This window comes from Streptomyces hypolithicus (assembly GCF_052934925.1).
On the sequence record NZ_CM128811.1, the window covers coordinates 4,605,608 to 4,624,191 of the forward strand.

Sequence of the window (18,584 nt, forward strand, 5' to 3'; positions counted from 1 at the left end):
GGAACCCGGCGCAGCCGCAGCGACACGCGAAGACCCTGACCGCGAACAGCGGGGACAAACGGGGCGAAGTGATCACCCTACGAGGCAACGATCACCGCGGAAGGATCGAGGCCGACAGGAGAACCACCCCCTCATGACCAGCAACAAGCCCGCCGGATCCGACCCGGCCCCCAGGCCGAAGCGCCGTTCCTTCAGTCCCGAGTACAAGCTGAAGATCGTGGCCGAGTACGACGCGGCGCCCAAGAATGAGAAGGGCGCGGTCCTGCGCCGCGAGCGCCTGTATCACTCGCACGTCAAGGAATGGCGGGCCGCGCGGGACGCCGGGGCCCTGGAAAAGCTGGTCGACAAGCGCACCAGTCCGGCGAGGCCGAAGAAGTCGGCCGCCGAGGCGGAGAACGAGAAGCTACGCCGCCAGGTGGAACGGCTGGAGAAGGAACTGGCCCGGAACAAGGCCGCGCTGGAGGTTATGGGAAAAGGTGTGCCACGAACACGGGAATTCGCTATGGGTAGGTGAGCGACAGATCGTGATGCTGCACGAGTGATGAAGGTTGGCCCTTCGGAGCCGCCCTGCGGGGGGAGGCTTCAAACCGCCACATGCTGCGGAAGCGGTGACGCGACCGTGGTGAGCGATGTGGAAAAGGCGTCCAAGAGGCGTCAGGTGGGGACCAGGAAGACGGAGCGCGAATCCCCGTCAAGGGGGACGCTGTTGACGCGTCGTTAAGGATTAAGCGGCATCAAAACCGGGGGTTACTTTTTGCCCCGGGATGAGCCTGGCGGATACCCGATCTACTGGCCAGGTGGTGCCCGGCGTAGAGGCGACGTGATCCTGGTCTGCGGCGCTCGTGCGGAACGTGGGAAGGCACGGCTTGATGCTGCGGTAACCCGATTTGGACGATGCCGCATAAGGGAGAACCTCAAGCGGACAACCCGCGAGAGGCCGAGTACCGATGCAAGCTGTGTCGGCGGACCGGTTCGTAGTAGTGATGAAGCTCTTGCTCGGCGCGGTGAGGGTGGAGCGAAGGGGCCGGATTGTCCGTGGTTCGTTTGTTTGGTCAACCGGGTTTTCCCGGGAGGAGCTGCGTGAGCGAGCTGAAGTCGTCAGGGAAGCCGTTTGATATCTCGAAAGGAGAGGTCTGGGAGGCGTATCTGAAGGTGAAGGCGAATCAGGGTGCTGCGGGGGTGGATGGCTGCACGATCGAGGCGTTCGAGAAGGATTTGAGGGGAAACCTCTACAAGATCTGGAACCGGATGTCCTCGGGGAGCAATTTTCCGCCCCCGGTGAAAGGTGTGGAGATTCCCAAGTCGCATGGTGACGGAGTCCGTTTGCTCGGCGTTCCGACAGTGCCGGACAGGATCGCCCAGACAGTGGTGGCCAGGCATCTGGAGAAACGGGTGGAGCCATTGTTCCACCCGGACTCCTTCGGCTACCGTCCCGGACGGTCGGCGCTGGACGCGGTGGCTGCGTGCCGGCAAAGATGCTGGAAGAAGAAGTGGGCGATTGACCTTGATATCGCCAAGTTCTTCGACAGCGTCCGCTGGGACCTGGTCATGAAAGCGGTGGAATCCCATACTGAGGCCGCGTGGGTCATTCTGTATGTGAAGCGGTGGCTTGCCGCTCCCGTACTGATACCCAACGGCACCTTGCAGCAGAGAGACCGGGGAACCCCGCAAGGGTCTGCGGTCTCCCCGATCCTGGCGAATCTGTTTCTGCACTACGCGTTCGACATGTGGCTCACCCGGAGTTTTCCGGGTGTCCAGTTCGAACGCTATGCGGACGACGCGGTGATCCACTGCTCGTCGGAGCGACAGGCCCGAGAGGTCCTGGCGCGACTCGAAGACAGAATGGCTGAGGTCGGGCTCCAACTGCACCCGGACAAGACGCGGATCGTGTACTGCGGAAGGGAGCGACGCCGTGATGGCACGGCTACCTCGTTCACCTTCCTGGGTTTCACATTCCGCACCCGTCCGGCACAGGATCGCCACGGGAAGATCTTCACGTCCTTCCTCCCGGCGGTCAGCAAGGACGCCCTGAAGAAGATGAGCACGGAAGTCCGCTCCTGGCGGATTCACATGCATGTCACCTACTCCTTCGGCGAGTTCGCGAAATGGCTCAACCCCATCATTCGCGGATGGATGCAGTACTACGGAGCCTTCTATCAAACCGAACTGTATCCCCTCCTCCAGCGCATCAATTTCTACCTGCTGCGCTGGGTCCGGAAGAAACACAAGCGGCTGAAGACCTACAAGAAGGCAGCGCGAAGGTGGGATCAGGTCGTCAAGTCCTACCCGTCGTTCTTCGCGCACTGGAAATGGGTCAACGTCACCTGACGATCAGGATGATAAGAGCCCGGTGACGGGAGACTGTCACGCCGGGATCTGTGGGAGCCCGGGGGTGCGATTCCCCCGGGCCACCCGACCGACAGCTTTCTTCGCGAAGGAGACCGATCGGTGAGCGCGATATGCCGGTTCATCCACGCGGAGAAAGCCAACTACGCGATCACCCTGCTGTGCCGGGCGATGAAGACGGCCCGATCCACCTACTACGCCTGGGCGGCCGGGATCGAGGCCCGACAGGCGCGGCGGCGGGCAGATGAGGCCCTGGCCCACGAGATCACCGTGGTTCACATCGCGTCGAAGGGCACCTACGGCGCAATGCCGGGAAGCTTGGCTTGATCATCTCGTGTGCGGGCGCTGGATGCAGCGAAGCTCCTGTAGAACGAGCGATCTACCACGATCGACTTGTTCGGAACAGGAGCTTCGTTGTCTGGGGAGTCTGGCATAGAGGGGTCGTCGCGTGCGAGCGCGGGACAGACGGGGCAGCTGGGTGTGTTGCGCCAGGTTGTGACACGGCGGATGGTCACGGATGTGCTGGCGGCTTCCGGCCGCGGGGACCGGCGTAGTGACGGCAAACTCTGCGCGGTGACGTGTGTGTTCTTCGTGCTCGCGTTGACGCTGTTCCCGAGAGACGGCTACCGGTCGGTGCTGTCGAAGCTGGCCGGTGGGACGGCGCGGCTGGCCGCGCGGGGCCAGCTGGTCTCCTCCTCGGCGCTGCGGCAGCGCCGCGTCACGCTGGGCCCGGAGCCGTTCCGGTTACTGTTCGAGCGGATCGCCGGGCCGGTCGGCACGGTCGCGATGCCGGGGGTGTTCTGGCGGGGGCTTCGGCTGGCCTCGGTGGACGGCACGTTTCTCGAGGTCGCCGACACCGCGGTGAACGCGGTGTTCGGCCGGACCCGCAATCAGCGGCGGATCGCCGCGTTCCCCCAGGTCCGCCTGGTCGCGCTGATCGAGTGCGGGACCCGGGCGCTGCTCGGGGTGGCGTTCGACATCCGCCGGGTCTGTGAGCAGGACCTGACACGGCGCCTGCTGGACCGGATGCGCCCCGGGATGCTGGTCCTGGCCGACCGGGGATTCCCGGGCTGGCTGCTGTGGGTCGATGCCGCCGCCGGCGGGGCGGATCTGTTGTGGCGGATCTCGGCGGCGGTGCGGCTGGTCCCCGACGAGGTCCTGCCCGACGGCTCCTGGCTCGCGACCCGGCACGCGCACAAGAACATCACGAAAGCCCTGGCGGGGCGGCCCCGGTCGGTACGGATCCGGGTGATCGAGATGGTGGTCGTCATCGAGGCCGCCGACGGGTCACGACGCCATGAGCCCTACCGGCTCATCACCACCTTGCTCGACCCTGCGGCCTTCCCCGCCGGTGAACTGGCCGCACTGTATTCCCAGCGGTGGGAATCCGAGCTCGAATTCCGGGACTTGAAGATCACTCAGCGCGGGGCACGCGCCGTCCTGAGATCGAAGACACCCGCGCTGGTCAACCAGGAGATCTGGGCGTATCTCGTCACCCACCAGGCGATCCGCCGCACGATCAGTTCCACCGCCGCCGGCCACGGGCTCGATGCCGACCGGCTCTCCTTCACTGTCGCCCTGACCGTCGCCCGGGACACCGTGATCCGCACCACGGCGCGGATCGGCACCCACCTCGCCGAGATGACCACGTCGCTGCTGGCGAACCTGCGATCGGCCGAGCGACGCCTGCGGGTCTGCCCCCGGACCGTGAAACGCCCCAGCTCCATCTTCCCCTCGAAACCCGCCGGGCCGGCCAGCCGCAGCACAAAAATCACCGGATACGGGATCGAAATCATCCCACTCGACACAACCCCGCCGACCACCGCGGAGCCCGACAGCCACACGAGATGATCAAGCCAAGCTTCCCGGCATTGACCTACGGCGTCCCGCGCGTGAGTGCCGAACTGCGCCGCCGGGGCCGGCCGGTCAACCGCAAGCGTGTCGCACGCATCATGCGCGACCACGGCATCGCCGGCCACACCCGGCGCACCGGACGCCGCAGCCTGACCAAGCAGGACCCCAGGGCTGCCCCAGCCCTCGACCTGATCGGCCGCGACTTCCACGCCGACCGGCCCGGCCGCAAGATCGTAGGGGACATCACCTAATCCGGAGTTAAGAACGGTCCGGCGGCACGGGTAGTCAGGCGGACTGTTCGAGCGGTGTGGGCTGCGTGGGTACCGGACGGACGCCCACGACTCACCTGGCCTCGACGCCTCGAAGCAGATCGCGCGGCGTCAGGTGTCCCTCGCAGCCCACCAGAACGAGGTGATGGTGTTGGTGCCCGCGGGTGCCGGACGGATGCCTAGACATCACCAGGCCCTGCGCCTGTATGTAGAGCGGCAACGCCCGGCACCTGCGGATGTCAACACCCAACCCTTGATCACTCGTTGGAGTTGGTGGTGCGAGCCCGCGCCACGGTGACCTCTCGTTAAGCCCGAGCTGATTCGAGCTCCCGCATAGACCGGGGCCCGTGGGGTGAGCTGGTGCCACGAACAGCTACTGAGGTGGCGGACCGGCCCCCGTGCTGAGTCCTGGGATTAGGTCGCTGCGTGGTTCCGCATGAGCTCGTGACCTGCCAAAACAGCTCTAAGAGTGCGGTTCGCGCCGTGATGCCCGATTCGCGATGAGGTCTGGGTGAGGTGCCCTGCTCGGTGGGGTGGGCTGGTGCTCAGGGGCGGGGCTGGGTGAACAAGCCGGGCTCGGGCTCGGTGAGGATACCGCGGGTTACCAGGCGTTTCAGCTTGGAGCGGATGCCCTCGGTGTTCTTCGGCAGGATCGGAAGGTCGAGGGCCTCGCAGATGTCGCGGGCCCGCATCGGATGGCCGGTGTCGGCGAGGACCGTGAGGATCTGCTGGTAGGCGGGGTGTTCCGGCACCTCGGCGCGGGGTGGATCGTCGACCGGTGCCGGTGCCGGTGCCGGTGCCGGTGCCGGTGCGGGGAGGCTGAGGAGGGTCTTGCGGGTGATCTGCAGATTCTCGCTCTCGGTGTCGAACTCGCAGAGGCGGGCGGTGAGTTCGGCGATCTGGTCCCGGAGCCGTCCGGCCTGCTCGGAGACTTCGCTCATCCGGACCTCGACGTAGGCCAGTACGGCCTCGACCTGGAGGATCTCACTCACGCGCCCCTCCAGGAGGGGAGGGTGATGCCGGTGAGGCGGCGGGCCATGACCGACGTCATCGCCCAGAACACCCGCGAGCGGGAGGAGGCGAGCCGGTGTTCGTAGTCACGCACGAGACGGCGGTAGAACATCAAGATCCCGTTCGTCTGTTCCGCGATCCACCGCTTGGCCTGCGGGACGAAGCCCTTCTCGGCCGGGTTGCGCTCGACGATCTCGACATCGATGCCGAGAGTCTTGCCGTGGTCGACGACGCTCTTCTTGAAGCCCTGGTCGACCAGGGCCTTGCGCACCGTGTCGGTCTGCGCGGCCACACCGTTCAGCAGGGCGATGCCGGCAGCGTTGTCGTGCGCGGACGCCGGCAGGGCGGCGGCCTCGACGACGAGGCCCAACACGTCCACGGCCAGGCATCTCTTCCTGCCCGGCACCTTTTTCGAAGCGTCCTTGCCCGTCGTGTCGGCCGGGACGCCGACGGCCGCGTGGATGCTCTGGGTGTCCAGGACCACCAGACTCGGGTCGGCTAATCGCTTCCGGCTCTCGCGCAGCTGCCAGCGCAGGAGGTCGTGAACGCTCTGGTCGGTGCCGTCGTCACGCCAGGCGGCGAAGTAGTAGTACGTCGCACTCTTCGGCGGCAGATCGTGCGGCAGGTACTCCCACTGACAGCCGGTGCGGTTCTGGTAGAGGATCGTGTTGACGATCTCCCGCATCGCGTATTTGCCCTGATGGCCGGTGGCCGAGGGGTGCTCGGCCTTCCAGGCGCTGATCACGGGCTCGATCAACTTCCACTGCTCGTCGGTGAGATCACTCGGGTACGGATTGCGACCACTCATCCCGCCACCCAAGCGAACCTCGAACGCCTGACCGGCAGAGATGCCCCAACGCCACCCCATCGAGCGACACCAAACCCGGCATTACAGTGCGAACCGCACTCTGAAGAACAGAGGCGTCGAAGACGTCCTCATGCTGGTCTGCGACGGACTGAAGGGGCTGCCCAACGCGGTCGGCGAAGTCTGGCCCCGTACCGTTGTGCAAACGTGTGTGGTTCACCTCTTGCGGGCGTCGTTCAGGTACGCGGCCCGCCAGGACTGGGACAAAATCGCGAAGGCGTTGAAGCCGGTCTATACCGCGCCGAGCGAGGACGCGGCCACGACGCAGTTCCTGGAGTTCGCCGAGGTCTGGGGGAAGAAGTATCCGGCGATCGTCCGTCTCTGGGAGTCGAGTTGGGCAGAGTTCACGCCTTTCCTCCAGTTTGATGCGGAAATACGTCGCATTGTGTGCACGACCAACAGCATCGAGAGCGTCAACGCCCGCATCCGCAAGGCCGTCCGCTCCCGCGGGCACTTCCCCACGGAGCAGGCCGCCCTCAAATGCGTCTACATGGCCGTCATGAGCCTCGACCCCACCGGCGCCGGCCGCAAACGCTGGACTATGCGCTGGAAGGGTGCGATGAACGCCTTCGACATTGCCTTCGACGGCCGCCTCACTGCAGGTCAACTCTAGCCACACCAAACCCAGTTACACCTTTGACTGGACAGACCCGACCCCCGGAGTGTGGACACAGGGGTTCATGCTGCGAGTGAGAGTTTAGCTGTCCTGTGGTGCTGCTGTTCGAACTCCATTGGAGAGAGGTAGTCGAGCGCGCTGTGGCGTCGGCAGGCGTTGTAGTAGGTGAGCCACTGGAAGATCTCCAGCCTGGCCTGTCGCATCGTCACGAACAGCTTCCCGTGCATTGCTTCTCGCTTCAGTCCCTGCCAGAAGCTCTCGGCCAGGGCGTTGTCATAGCTCGAGCCGACCCTTCCCATGCTCCTGCGGATGCCGTGCCGGTCACAGACCTGCGCGAACGCGGCCGACGTATATTGCGATCCGCGGTCCGCGTGGAAGATCACCCCGGTGACGTCACCGCCGCGGGCTGCGACCGCGGCCTGGAGCGCGTCGATGACGAGCCCGGCCCGCATGTGCGGGGCCATCGAGTAGCCGAGCACCCGGCGCGAGCGGATGTCGATGACGCAGGCGAGATAGAGCCACGCGGCTCCGACCTGCACGTATGTGATGTCGCCGCACCACTTCTCGTCCAGAGTGACAGCGGTGAAGTCCCGCTGAACCAGGTCCGCCACCGGCGGCGCGAGCCGGTCAGGGACCGTGGTGCGCTTCTTCTTCCGCAGGTGGCGGCCGGTGATGCCGTGCTTGCGCATCAGCCTGGCCACCCGCTTGCGGTTGACAATGTGGCCGAAACCGCGCAGTTCGGCATGGACTCGGAGCGCGCCATAGTTCCCGCGGTGTTCGGCATGGATCTCGCGGATCTCCTCGACCAGGGCATCCTCGGTGGCCTGCCGGACGGCCCGCGTCTGGGCGCCGGCGATCCACCGGTAGTAGCCCGAGCGGGAGACTTCCAGTACCCGGCATATCCGCTTGATGCCGAACATCTCGGCGTGGGCGGAGATGAAGTCCCAAGCGGCAGTCTTCACTTCATCTCCCGGGCAAAATAGGCGGCTGCCCGTCGCAGGATCTCCCGCTCGAGCTGCCATTCCTTCTCCGCCTTGGCCAGCCTGGCGTTCTCCGCGCGCAGCAGGGCCAGCTCGGCCTCGGTGTCCTGCGACCCGCCGGAGGCGGCCGGACCGTCGTCGGCGTCACGCACCCAGGTCCGCAGCGTCTCGGGGTTGACGTTCAGATCGGCCGCGACGTCCCTGAACGTCCGCCTTCCCGCCGATGCCCGCCACAACGCGATCGCGTCGGACCGGAACTCCGCACTGTACTTCGAGGGCCTTGCCATGTGGATCTACACCTTCCTGGACCATCAAGATCCATTGTTAGGTGTGTCCACACCACGGGGGTCACCTCAGAGCTCCGTTGCCTGTTCATTGTGTCTCGCCGTCGGCACTGACGGCCATCACCCGTACGGTGACTGTGGCCGCGGGCCGGTTCGCTCCCGGGCATCTGGGAGAACTGACGCCGTTCGTGCCGTTCGAGCTGGTGGACGCGGTCTTGTCCGAGACCGGGACCGTGCAGCGGCGGTTGCGTGATCTGCCCTCGCGTGTCGGGGTCTACTTCCTCCTGGCGATGTGCCTGTTCCCCGAGGTCGGCTACCGGCTGGTCTGGGACAAGCTGGCTGCCGGCCTGTCGGGGATGCCGATCGCTTGCCCGAGCGCGAAGGCGCTCCGTGATCTGCGCCGCAGGCTGGGCAGCGCGCCGGTGCGGGCGCTGTTCGAGGTGTTGGCCGGGGTGTTGGCTCAGCCGACCACGCCGGGGGTGCGGTTCGGCCCGTATCGGACGGTGTCGTTCGACGGTTGCAGCTCGACCAAGGTGCCCGACAGCGAACGCAACCGGGGCTGGTTGGGGCGGTGTCCGCACAACGGCTATCCGCAGATCGAGTTGATGACGCTGGTCGAGACCGGCACCCGGGCCGTGATCGGAGCGGTCTTCGGCCCCACTCGTCAGGGCGAAACCTCCTATGCCACCAGGCTGTTGCATCATCTGGGCCCGAAGATGCTGGTGTTGTGGGACCGGGGCTTCGACAGCAACGACTTCCTTGCGGCCGTACATGTCACCGGCGCACAGGTCCTGGGCCGGATCAGCCAGCGCCGGCGCCCACCGGTCCTGCAACGGCTCGCGGACTCCTCCTACCTCTCGGTCATCGGCGGCGTCCCGGCCCGGATCATCGAAGCCCGGGTGAACGTCACCTGCGCGGACGGCAGCACTTTCGAGGGCTCCTACCGCCTGGTGACCACACTCCTGGACGCACGCCGCTACCCGGCCGACCACCTCGTGCGCCTCTACCACGAGCGCTGGGAGCATGAGAGCGCCTATTACGCATTGCGCCACACGATCTTGAACGGACGCGTCCTGCGCTCGCACGACCCGGTCGGCGTCGAGCAGGAGATGTGGTCCCTGCTCACCCTCTACCAGCTCCTGCGCCGCACCATGGTCGAGGCAGCGGAGTCCAGGCCGGGCACCGATCCCGACCGCTGCGGCTTCACCATCGCCCTCCACACCGCCCGCGACCTGCTGGTATGCGCGCAGGGAGTTTTCGAACCGGGCATCGGCGTGATCGGCCGCAGGGTCTTGTCGGCGCTGTCGCCCGCACGACGAACCCGGGTCAGTACCCGCAAGGTGAAGTCCCCCATCTCCCGTTACGCGGAAAGGAAGATGGACGGCCGTCCCGACACCAGCCAGGTCGTGACCTCGATGACAATCACGCTCCTGTCACCCCCACCACCAGACCCCGCTCTGCCGGCGAGGACAGTCCGGGAGAACACCGGAACCGGCAGGACCGGCAGCCGCATGACACGGACCTTGGCCATCCTGCAGGCAGAACCCGAACGGCTCTGGCGCTCAAGGGAGATCGCCGAGCTCCTCGGCGACGTCACACTCGTTGCCACCTACCGACAACTCGCCCGCTGGACCGAGAAAGGAATGATCAGGAGGGTCCGCACCGGCCGCTACACGGCAGCCACACCGACACCAAGTCCCTTGCGCGACCCGCGAAAACGCTAACTACCCGGCCTTGGGGAAACTTCACTCAGCCGCCCACGCCCCCGATAACGTGACAACGCCTGCAAAACGTCGCAGCGACTGACGCGAGAGGGCCCGTGGTGCCAATTGGTTGGCACCACGGGCCCTTTCGTTGCACAGGGTTCTGGACTCACCCGCCAGCTCTGCGTGCGGGCGCAACGGTGGCGTCGGTTCCCCTTGCCGTTGGCTAGGCCCAAGGGATCCAGCCGGGTGACATCCATGTCGCTGCTGCGGCCCCGCCCAGGAGGCACACTGCCTTGTCCGCCCATCGGGGCGCGCCCAGCTTCGCCGTCGCGTCGGCTGCTTCGGCCGCGATCAGCAGGCCGCTGAGCAGGACGAGGGGGCCGTCGTTGAAGGTGATGTCCGGGCGGCCGATGGCCAGCCAGCCGGCGGCGATCCCGAGCGCGCACAAACCGGTGTAGAGCGCGTAGGAGTCGGGCCGTAGACGGGGTTGGTTCCTTGCTCGGTGGATGAAGATCACCGTGAGCTGCGCCAGGAGCGCGATGAGAGCGAACATCGTGCACGACTCCTAGAACTTGCAGGTGTTCTTGATCGCGGTGTACCCGAGAAGGGCTGCGACGGCCTTGCGGTGCGCGGAGGTCATCTTGCGGTGCTTAGCGTAGGTGCGAATGAGGTTCGCCGTCTTTTTGACACCGATCCGCTTCACGAGTCGGACGGCCGTCCATATACGCGTTGAGGAGCCCATGGGCGTCAGGCTGAAGACGACGCTCGCGATGGCCGCTGCGCACTTGGTGATCTTCCAGGTGGTCGACCAGAAACCCGGGTCGATCACGATGGGGAAGGCGCTGGCGGACGTGAACTCCACGCTCTGGACGATCTTGTTTCCGACGACCTTGTAGCTGGTGGGCACATCCTTGCCGTGGGCGTCCTTGGCCCAGGGGGCGTCGAAGAAGGCGGCCGCCTCCTTCGCGGGGGCTTTTTCGGCGTTGTCGTCGCCCGCGGAGTACAGGGAGACGGAGCCGTCGTCGTGGGTGAGGGCGTACATGCCGGCGGGGATCTGGAAGTTGGTCTCGTAGACCTTGGGGGCTGTGCTGTTCTTGAGGATGTTCAGCGTGCGCGAGCCACCGTCGGCAGTGGGCTGCACCACGGTGTCGACGGGTCCGGTGGAGGTGTAGACGACGTTGCCGCCGACCTGCGTGCCCCGGGAGGCGGCCTGCGGTATGGAGAGTTGGTTGGGCATGATGCCGTTCTTGATGTCGATGGACTTGTTCTTGCCGTCCCAGGGGACGCTGACGACGTTGTCCTCGGTTACCGCGATGGAGGCGTAGGTGGAGTCTGAGGAGGTGGCCGCGGTGATGTCGGCCGCGTCGGAGTAGGTGTTGGCCAGGCCCAGCGTGTTCTCGGCGGCGGTCGGCTTCCAGGCGGTGTCGACGGTGAAGCGGACCGGGTCGGACCAGCCGTTGGCGTAGTGCTCGCCGTCGTAGGTGGTGGTGCGGAAGCTGTAGGTCTTGCCGGAGGCGAGCTTGCCCTCGGGCACCTTGAGCTGCGACGTGGCGTTGGACGCCGCCGCAGGTGCGTTGACAGTGGCCACGACCTGGCCGGTGGCGATGTCGGTGATCTCGTAGGTGCCGACGATCTCGTCGTCACCGTTGGTGTCCTCGGTGGAGAAGCGCAGGATCGGGGTTGTGGTGTTGACCTTGAAGATGCCGCCGCTGGAGATGAAAGGTGCGCCGGCCTGCAGGTTGGCGCCGTTGCGGGGCCGGTAGTTGTAGGTGACCTCCAGGGTGGGGACCTTGGTCTGGTCGGCGGTGTCGGCGGAGTAGAAGCGCTTCCAGCCGGAGGTGTCGGCCTCGTCGGCGGCGTTGAGGGCGATGTTGCCGGTCTCGGCCTTGGCGGAGGACCAGGTCTGGGCGAGCTTGGTGATGTCGGCCGTGGCCCAGCCCTCTGTGTTGCACGTCGCGGACTTGGTGTCCGAGGAGGTGGCGATCTTCTCGAGGCGCGGGGGCTGCGCGGTCCAGCGGGTGTTCTTGTCCGCCGCGCCCGCGGCCCACACCTGCCAGTCGCTCTTCTCGCACGACCAGGAGTGGTAGTTCCACATCTTGAGTGACGCCTTCGACACGAGTGCGTCGGCGAAGTTGGAGGTGCGGAAGGTGAGGAAGGAGCGGGCGACGCGCTTGGTGCTTCCCTCGGAGTCGCCGGGCCAGCCGATTTTCAGGTCGGTGTTCACCGACTGGTCCGTGGTGTCGCCGCCCTGCACGAAGGTGTCGAACAGGACGTCGAGTGCGTCGGTCGAGGGGTCGATGGTGACCGGGTACTGGGTGTGCGCGTCGTGCAGCCATGCGGTGTCGGGCCGCAGGCTCAGCTCTGCGGTGTTGCCCGACTGGGTCACCTCCATGGCGACCTTCTTGCGGTTGGTGTGCTCCAGCGAGCGCGCATCGACCTGGCTGTCCCACATGGTGGGCGCGGGCATGGTCGCGACGATCTCGCCGGATGCGTCGCGGAAGTCGATGCCCCCGTCGTCGGCGGCCTTGGCCTGCATGCCCTCGGGGAGGACGAGCGGCAGCACCAGGGGGGCGCCGTCCTGCGGGGCCTTGTGGAGCTTGAGGTACTGCTCGAAGCCGGTCCGGGTGGCCTCGACGACCAAGTCGCCCCCCGGCACGGCCTGGGGGTAGGTGGCCGTGTTCTTGGACAGCTGCGGGGCGGGCAGGCCGCCCTTCCACTGCATGGCGATGCGCTGGTCGCCCTTGCCGAGTACGACCAGGTCGCGGGCGGTGTCCTGGTCGGCCGCCGCGGCGGCCTTCAAGGAGCGTGCCGTGGTGCCGCCGGCACCGGCCAGCCGCAGACCCTCAGGGTGTGCGGCGGCGGTGACGCCCCCGTCGGCGGTGCGCTTGAAGTCGAGGTCGACATCCACCCAGCGGCCGTCCTTGACCATGCGGACCGGGCCGGCTGCCGAGGTACGGGTCAAGGTGCCATCCGCGTTGGCGTACACGGTGTCGGTCTCGGTCCGCATCTGCAGGACCTCAACGCGGCGGTCTTGCATCTGCGCGGCCGCCAAAGCTGCCTCGGCGCTCTCCGCCTCGCGGATCGGGTTCTTCGCCTGCTCCGCGACCGCGTCCAGCAGCTCCGTGACCGCCTTCTCCGCCTCGGATTCCCCGCCCGTGCTGCGCGCGTCCGCAACGGCCAGGTACGGCGTGGACAGCAGAACCGCACCGGCCGTGATCAAGGCAACGCTCCCCGCGCGACAAGTCGTCTTCACTTATGCACTCCCCTTGCTGAGCTCGCCGTCCGCACAGATTGTTACGGAAAGCAAAGCTTCTTAACGCCGGAGATATAAGCACATATTTACACCGCTTGCCCAAGCGCGAAAAATAGGATATTGATGACAACAGTCCGAACACCGCGCGCCCCTGGTGATGATTGCGCCATCGCTCGGCCAGCGAGCGGTCCGCGAACTTTCCAAGGCCGGGTTCCGTCGACGGGGTCAGCTCGATCGCTTCCCACCCACCGACGGGTGACGCTCACGGACTTCCTTGAAGCCCTCAATGTTCTGTGCGCGTCGCAGCTTTGCTTTCCGTAACAATCTGTGCGGACTGCGAATCTGAGTGGGAATGTCACTGGTGTGAGTGTGATGTCACCGGACAGGGTGTGTGGTGGCTGGTCTGGTGTGGTGCAGATTCCTGAGCGGCGCGGGAGTGTAGCGCTTGGAGGATGTGTGGATACCGGAGTTGTGTGAAGTCCTTTGGTCTCTTGGGTAGTTGGCGGATTGTTTCCCTTCTGGATGTTGCGTGTGCAGGGGGTGCGGTATGGCCGGGGTGGAGCGGTTCGGCAGCAGCGGTGCATCCTCTCCAGTGTCTTTCGTGGTGGGGGAGCGGGGTGTGGGGCGTGATCAGGCGCTTGGCCGGTTGCTGGCGCTGGACGGGCGCGGGGATTTGACTACGGCGCATGTGCGGCTGGTCGCCGTGTCGGTGGGGGTGTCTGTGCGGACGGTGTGGCGGTGGCTGGACGCTGCTCGCCAGGGGCGTCTGGAGCCGGCTGAGCGCTCGCGGTTCCGTATTGATGAGGGGCTGCATGGGCGGCTTGCGGCGTGGTGCGGGAACGCGGCCGCGCTGCACCGGGAGTTGGTGGCCGAGACCGCCGCGGCCCGTGCCAAGGGAGAGAACGCACCTGAGGTGCCTTCGCTGGCGACGCTGCACCGGGCGATCCGTCGGGACCTGAACGCGGGGCAGCGTGCGGCTCTTGTCGGTGGTGAGCGGGCCCGGCGGCGTCATGATGTGCATCTTCGGCGCCCGAGGCTGTGGCGTAATGCCTGCTGGGAGGGCGATCACAAGCATGTCCCGGTCGAGGTGCTGCTGGACGGCGAGTTGGTGTTCCCGTGGGTGACGTGGTTCATCGACTGTGCCACCGGTGCGGTCCCGGGTGCGGCGATCACGCCGCACCAGCCATCGAGGGACGCGATCCTGGCCGCTCTGCGGATCGCGGTCTCGAGAGACGAAGAGCCGACGGGGCCGTACGGGCCCATCGGTGGTCTGCCGTCTTTGGTGCGGATCGACCGCGGTGCCGATTTCCTCTCGCGTACGGTCACCGGAGCCCTGGGCCAGTTCGCGGTGCCGGTCCAGGATCTCCCGCCCTACCGGCCGGACTTGAAGGGGACGGTGGAGAACCTGAACCGGTGCGCCGAGCAGATGTTCTTCGTCTCGCTGCCCCGCTACACCCACGCCCCGTCCGCCGCGCTGCGCCCTGGTGCCCGGAGTCCTTTCATCGACGACGCGGATCCGCTGCCGTTCGCCGAGTTCGTCCGCCTGCTGCTGCAGTGGACCACGTGGTGGAACACCGAGCACACCTCCCAGGCCCTGGGCGGGCTCACGCCGCTTCAGGCGTGGCGGGCCGATCCCACACCGGTCGAGGACGTGGACCCGGGTCTGCTGTACCGGTACACGCTCGCCGACGACGGCCGGACCCGCACGCTCACCACCAGCGGGGTGCGGTGGAACAACCGGTATTACGTGGGGGAGTGGATGCACGGCGGTGCGGATGTGGGCACGAAGGTCCGCATCCGCTACATCCCGCACCACGACCATGAGATCGAGGTGTTCGACGCGGTCAGTGGCAAGCACCTGGGACCGGCGCATCTGGCGGACGCGGCTACGCCGGAGCAGCGGCGGGCCCACCGCCGCCGCAAGGAGGCCGAGAAGCGGCGTCTGGCCCGCGCGCTGGCTGCCGCCTCGGCGCCACACCCGGACCAAGTACGCGGCGGTCACCGAAGCCAGACAGCCCGAGCAACTGGGCGCGCTGACCGCGGCCGAAGCCGCCGCCGAGGCGGCCAGGACCCGGCTCGGCGATGCGGCCCAGTGGGCGCTGCCCGATCTGGTCCCGCCTGCGCCGCCCCCGGACCACTGGCGCACCCCGGCCTCGCTGCGCATCGAGCAACGCCCCCAAGGCCTCGGCCTGCCCGCCGCGCCTGATGGTGCCGCTGTCCAGGACGCGTCCGACGAAGCAGAAGGAGAGGAGGACCGATGACCGGCATGTTGCCCCCGGCCGAGGGAGACCAGTACCTGTCGCTGCCCGGCGCGCACATCGTGTCCACCGCCGCCCTGGTCCGCGCCCGCCAGAACCTGGCCGACACGATCGATGCGCGGGCCATGATGTGCGTCTACGGGGATGCCGGGTTCGGCAAGACGCTCGCGGTCAATACGTGCCTGCGGGAGCTGGAGCCGGGCGAGGAGGTACGGCGCATCACCTTTCGCGCACGCCCGACGGCCCGTGCGGTGAGACACGAGATCTTCGCCGCGCTCGGTCTGAAGGGTGATGCCCCGGGCGCTCCCTCCGAGTTCGACCGGCTCCTCAAGGACGCGCTCGCCACGAAACCGCGCACGCTGGTCGTGGACGAGGCGCAGTGGCTCAACTCCGAGGTGTTCGAGTATTTCCGCTATCTGTGGGACGACTACGGCACCCATGTGAGCGATCACGAAATTCCCCAGGTGAGGCGGGTTCCGCGTCACGTAATTCCCCACCCCCGCGGTCACGTAATTCCCCATGGGGACGACGGACGCAGCGGGTAGTGGTCCTGGCCGTCGAGATGACGGACGCTTCCTCGATCAGTGGTTCGAGGTCGAGGGAAGCGCACGATGGCAAGGAGAACGTTCAACGTGGTCGATGTGACCGAGATCTATGTCCACTGGTACGCGGGCCGCTCCAAGAGCGAGCTGGCCGCGTCGCTGGGACTGGACCGCAAGACGATCAGGAAGTACCTGGCCCCGGCGGAGGCCGCCGGGATGGCCCCGGGCGGGGCGGCGATGGCCGCGGAGGACTGGGCCTCTCTGATCAAGGGCTGGTTCCCCGAGCTCGCCGATGCCCGGTTGCGGCAGGTGACCTGGCCCGAGATCGACAAGCACCGTGATTACATCAAGAGCCTGCTGGGGACGGTGACCGTCGCCACGATCCACCAACGGCTGCGGGACGAGAACGAGTTGGTGGTTTCGGTGTCGTCGCTTCGGCGGTGGATATCGGCGACGCTGCCCGAGGAGACCCGTCGCTCTCAGGTCACGGTCCTGCGCGACGAGATCGAGCCGGGGCTGGAGGCTCAGATCGACTACGGCTTCCTTGGCCAGTGGATCAACCCGCGGAGCGGGAAGCGGCACCGGATCTGGGCGTTCGTGATGGTGCTGCCGTGCTCGCGGCACATGTTCGTCCGCCCGGTGATCCACCTGGACCAGCACTCCTGGACCGAATCCCACGTCGAAGCCTTCAGATTCTTCGGCGGCGTCCCGCAGCGGCTGGTGCCCGACAACCTGAAGACCGGGGTGGACAAGCCCGACCTCTACGACCCTAAAATCAACAAAGCGTATGCCGAACTCGCGGCCCATTACGGTGCGTTGGTAGATCCAGCCCGCGCTCTGAAGCCAAAAGATAAACCGCGCGTCGAGCGCCCTATGCCCTATATACGTGATTCCTGGTGGCGGGGCCGGGAGTTCTTCTCGCTCGAGCAGATGCAGGCCGAGGCCATCCGGTGGTGCACCGAAGTCGCCGGTCAGCGGCAGTGCCGCCCGCTGGGCGGGGCCGCCCCGGCCTCGGTTTTCGAGGCCGTCGAGGCGTCCACGCTGCTGCCGCTGCCGAAGACCCCGTTCGTGCTCGCGAAGTGGTCGACGGCCACCGTCGGCCCGGACATTCACATCAAGGCCGGCCGCACCCTCTACTCGGTGCCGTGGAAACTGATGGGCAAGCGGGTCGACGTCCGCTCGACCGCGACCTTCGTGCAGGTCTTCCACGACGGCGAACTGGTCAAGACCCACGGGGCACTTGAGCAGGGCAAGCGCACCCATGCCAGCGACTACCCGCCGGAGAAGATCGCTTTCCACATGCGGACCCCGACCTGGTGCCGGACCCAGTCCGCGCAGGTCGGCACGGCCTGCCGCGAGGTGGTCGATGGGCTGCTGGAGGTCAACGCGCTCTATCGGCTCCGCGCCGCCCAGGGGATCCTCGGCCTGCGCAAGAAGTACGGCGAGGGCAGGCTGGAGGCCGCCTGCGCCAAGGCGACCCTGGTCGGCGACCCGTCCTATCGCACGATCAAGGGCATCCTCGTCGCCGGCACCGAGACCGAGCCGGCCCCCGAATCCTCCGGCGATGGCGGAGCCGCCGCCTTCCTGCACGGACCTCAGCGGCTCTTCGCGACCGCGACACCCCCCGACATGACGAACGACGACCGTGATGACCACCGTCACGAAGAAGGAGTGGCGTGATGAGCATCATGGACACCGCCCTGCGGGACGCGCTTCGCGCGCTGAAGCTCTCGGGCATGCTGGAAACTCTCGACGCCCGCCTCTCGCAGGCCCACGGCGGCGAGCTCGGCCACCTGGAGTTCCTCCAGATCCTCTGCCAGGACGAGATCACCCGCCGGGAGACCGTCGCCTTCCAACGGCGCCTGACCCGGGCGAAGTTCGAGCAGCAGGTCACCTTGGAGGAGTTCGACTTCGCGGCCTCCCCGAAGATACCCGCGGCCCAGGTCCGCGACCTTGCGGCACTGCGCTGGCTGCACACCGGCGAGTCCGTAATTTTGTTCGGGCCGGTCGGCGTTGGGAAGACACACGTCGCCCAGGCACTCGGACATATGGCGATCCGCCAGGGCGCCAACGTCCGCTTCGCCAAGACCAGCCGGGTTCTGGCCGACCTGGCCGGCGGCCACGCGGACCGCACCTGGGACCGCCGACTGCGCGAACTGGTACGGCCCGACGTGCTCATCCTGGACGACTTCGCGATGCGCCAGCTGACCGCGGCCCAGGCCGACGACCTCTACGAGCTGGTCTCCGAGCGGCAGGGCCGGTCGCTGATCCTGACCAGCAACAGGGCGCCGAGCGACTGGTATCCGCTCTTCCCCAACCCCGTCGTCGCCGAGTCCCTCCTGGACCGGCTCATCAACACCAGCCATCAGGTGATCATGAACGGTCCCAGCTACCGCCCCAACAAGCGGCCCCGCGCAGGCGTCACCGACAAGACAAACAAGCCCTCGATCAAGTAGACATGGACGAGGCCAGGACCTGGGGAATTACGTGACGCTGAGCCCGGGGAATTACGTGATCGTCCACAACCCAGCTGGCGCTGGTGTTCGTCGGCGGGCAGGGCTGTTACACGGTGCTGCGCAAGGAGCCGATGCTTGCCTCCC

14 protein-coding genes and 2 pseudogenes are annotated in these 18,584 nt (G+C 66.7%); 11 read left to right on the plus strand and 5 right to left on the minus strand.

Annotated elements, in window-relative coordinates; translation table 11 throughout:
* The first annotated feature begins 133 nt into the window (after positions 1-133).
* The 5 genes from ACU6WZ_RS21770 (at position 134) to ACU6WZ_RS21790 (ending at position 4,451) form a co-directional block, all read left to right on the plus strand.
* A complete protein-coding gene (locus ACU6WZ_RS21770; RefSeq protein WP_447029811.1) occupies positions 134-514 on the plus strand; it encodes a hypothetical protein in 381 nt (126 codons plus the stop codon).
* A 566-nt stretch (positions 515-1,080) separates the two neighbouring features.
* Positions 1,081-2,328, plus strand: a complete 1,248-nt coding sequence (gene ltrA, locus ACU6WZ_RS21775) for a group II intron reverse transcriptase/maturase (protein WP_447029813.1) — start codon at positions 1,081-1,083, stop codon at positions 2,326-2,328.
* A gap of 120 nt (positions 2,329-2,448) precedes the next feature.
* Complete coding sequence (locus tag ACU6WZ_RS21780) at positions 2,449-2,673, plus strand: hypothetical protein (RefSeq protein ID WP_447029815.1); 225 nt, start codon at positions 2,449-2,451, stop codon at positions 2,671-2,673.
* 180 nt (positions 2,674-2,853) lie between these two features.
* The gene (locus tag ACU6WZ_RS21785) at positions 2,854-4,197 is read left to right on the plus strand and encodes an IS4 family transposase (RefSeq protein WP_447028847.1); all 1,344 of its coding nucleotides are present in this window, start codon (positions 2,854-2,856) and stop codon (positions 4,195-4,197) included.
* Positions 4,194-4,451: an IS3 family transposase gene (locus ACU6WZ_RS21790; RefSeq protein ID WP_447029817.1), complete on the plus strand. Its 258-nt coding sequence runs from the start codon at positions 4,194-4,196 to the stop codon at positions 4,449-4,451. The genes ACU6WZ_RS21785 and ACU6WZ_RS21790 overlap by 4 nt, the downstream gene beginning before the upstream one ends.
* Positions 4,452-5,014: 563 nt before the next feature.
* On the opposite strand, the gene ACU6WZ_RS21795 is transcribed toward ACU6WZ_RS21790, so the two are convergent.
* On the minus strand, positions 5,015-5,461 hold the full coding sequence (locus tag ACU6WZ_RS21795) for a hypothetical protein (protein WP_447029761.1): 447 nt from the start codon (positions 5,459-5,461) through the stop codon (positions 5,015-5,017).
* Entirely contained in the window at positions 5,458-6,288 is an 831-nt protein-coding gene (locus tag ACU6WZ_RS21800; protein ID WP_447029818.1) for an IS5 family transposase, read from the minus strand. The genes ACU6WZ_RS21795 and ACU6WZ_RS21800 overlap by 4 nt, the downstream gene beginning before the upstream one ends.
* A 100-nt stretch (positions 6,289-6,388) precedes the next feature.
* Here ACU6WZ_RS21800 and ACU6WZ_RS21805 point away from each other — a divergent pair.
* Positions 6,389-6,958, plus strand: a pseudogene (locus ACU6WZ_RS21805) (IS256 family transposase); the annotation flags it as partial.
* 65 nt (positions 6,959-7,023) lie between these two features.
* Here the strand turns inward: ACU6WZ_RS21805 and ACU6WZ_RS21810 are convergent.
* Positions 7,024-8,228 (minus strand): IS3 family transposase gene (locus ACU6WZ_RS21810; RefSeq protein WP_447028795.1). Its coding sequence is split into 2 segments (ribosomal slippage): positions 7,024-7,988 and positions 7,988-8,228, totalling 1,206 coding nucleotides; the frame shifts between segments, so codons are not numbered across the junction.
* A 128-nt stretch (positions 8,229-8,356) separates the two neighbouring features.
* On the opposite strand from ACU6WZ_RS21810, the gene ACU6WZ_RS21815 reads away from it, so the two are divergent.
* On the plus strand, positions 8,357-9,949 hold the full coding sequence (locus ACU6WZ_RS21815) for an IS4 family transposase (protein WP_447029820.1): 1,593 nt from the start codon (positions 8,357-8,359) through the stop codon (positions 9,947-9,949).
* A gap of 205 nt (positions 9,950-10,154) precedes the next feature.
* On the opposite strand, the gene ACU6WZ_RS21820 is transcribed toward ACU6WZ_RS21815, so the two are convergent.
* Together ACU6WZ_RS21820 and ACU6WZ_RS21825 are read right to left on the minus strand one after the other, a co-directional pair.
* Positions 10,155-10,484 carry a hypothetical protein gene (locus ACU6WZ_RS21820; RefSeq protein WP_447029822.1) on the minus strand — a complete coding sequence of 110 codons (330 nt, stop codon included), beginning with the start codon at positions 10,482-10,484 and terminating at the stop codon, positions 10,155-10,157.
* 12 nt (positions 10,485-10,496) lie between these two features.
* Positions 10,497-13,151 carry a DNRLRE domain-containing protein gene (locus ACU6WZ_RS21825; RefSeq protein ID WP_447029824.1) on the minus strand — a complete coding sequence of 885 codons (2,655 nt, stop codon included), beginning with the start codon at positions 13,149-13,151 and terminating at the stop codon, positions 10,497-10,499.
* Positions 13,152-13,830: 679 nt separating this feature from the next.
* Here ACU6WZ_RS21825 and ACU6WZ_RS21830 point away from each other — a divergent pair.
* The 4 genes and pseudogenes from ACU6WZ_RS21830 (at position 13,831) to istB (ending at position 18,440) form a co-directional block, all read left to right on the plus strand.
* A pseudogene (locus ACU6WZ_RS21830) lies at positions 13,831-15,445 on the plus strand (transposase).
* Positions 15,442-15,987: an AAA family ATPase gene (locus ACU6WZ_RS21835; protein ID WP_447029826.1), complete on the plus strand. Its 546-nt coding sequence runs from the start codon at positions 15,442-15,444 to the stop codon at positions 15,985-15,987. The pseudogene ACU6WZ_RS21830 and the gene ACU6WZ_RS21835 overlap by 4 nt, the downstream one beginning before the upstream one ends.
* Before the next feature lie 87 nt (positions 15,988-16,074).
* A complete protein-coding gene (istA, locus tag ACU6WZ_RS21840; RefSeq protein WP_447033763.1) occupies positions 16,075-17,664 on the plus strand; it encodes an IS21 family transposase in 1,590 nt (529 codons plus the stop codon).
* Complete coding sequence (istB, locus tag ACU6WZ_RS21845; protein ID WP_447028588.1) at positions 17,664-18,440, plus strand: IS21-like element helper ATPase IstB; 777 nt, start codon at positions 17,664-17,666, stop codon at positions 18,438-18,440. Before istA ends, istB begins: the two co-directional genes overlap by 1 nt.
* The last annotated feature ends 144 nt before the right edge of the window (positions 18,441-18,584 follow it).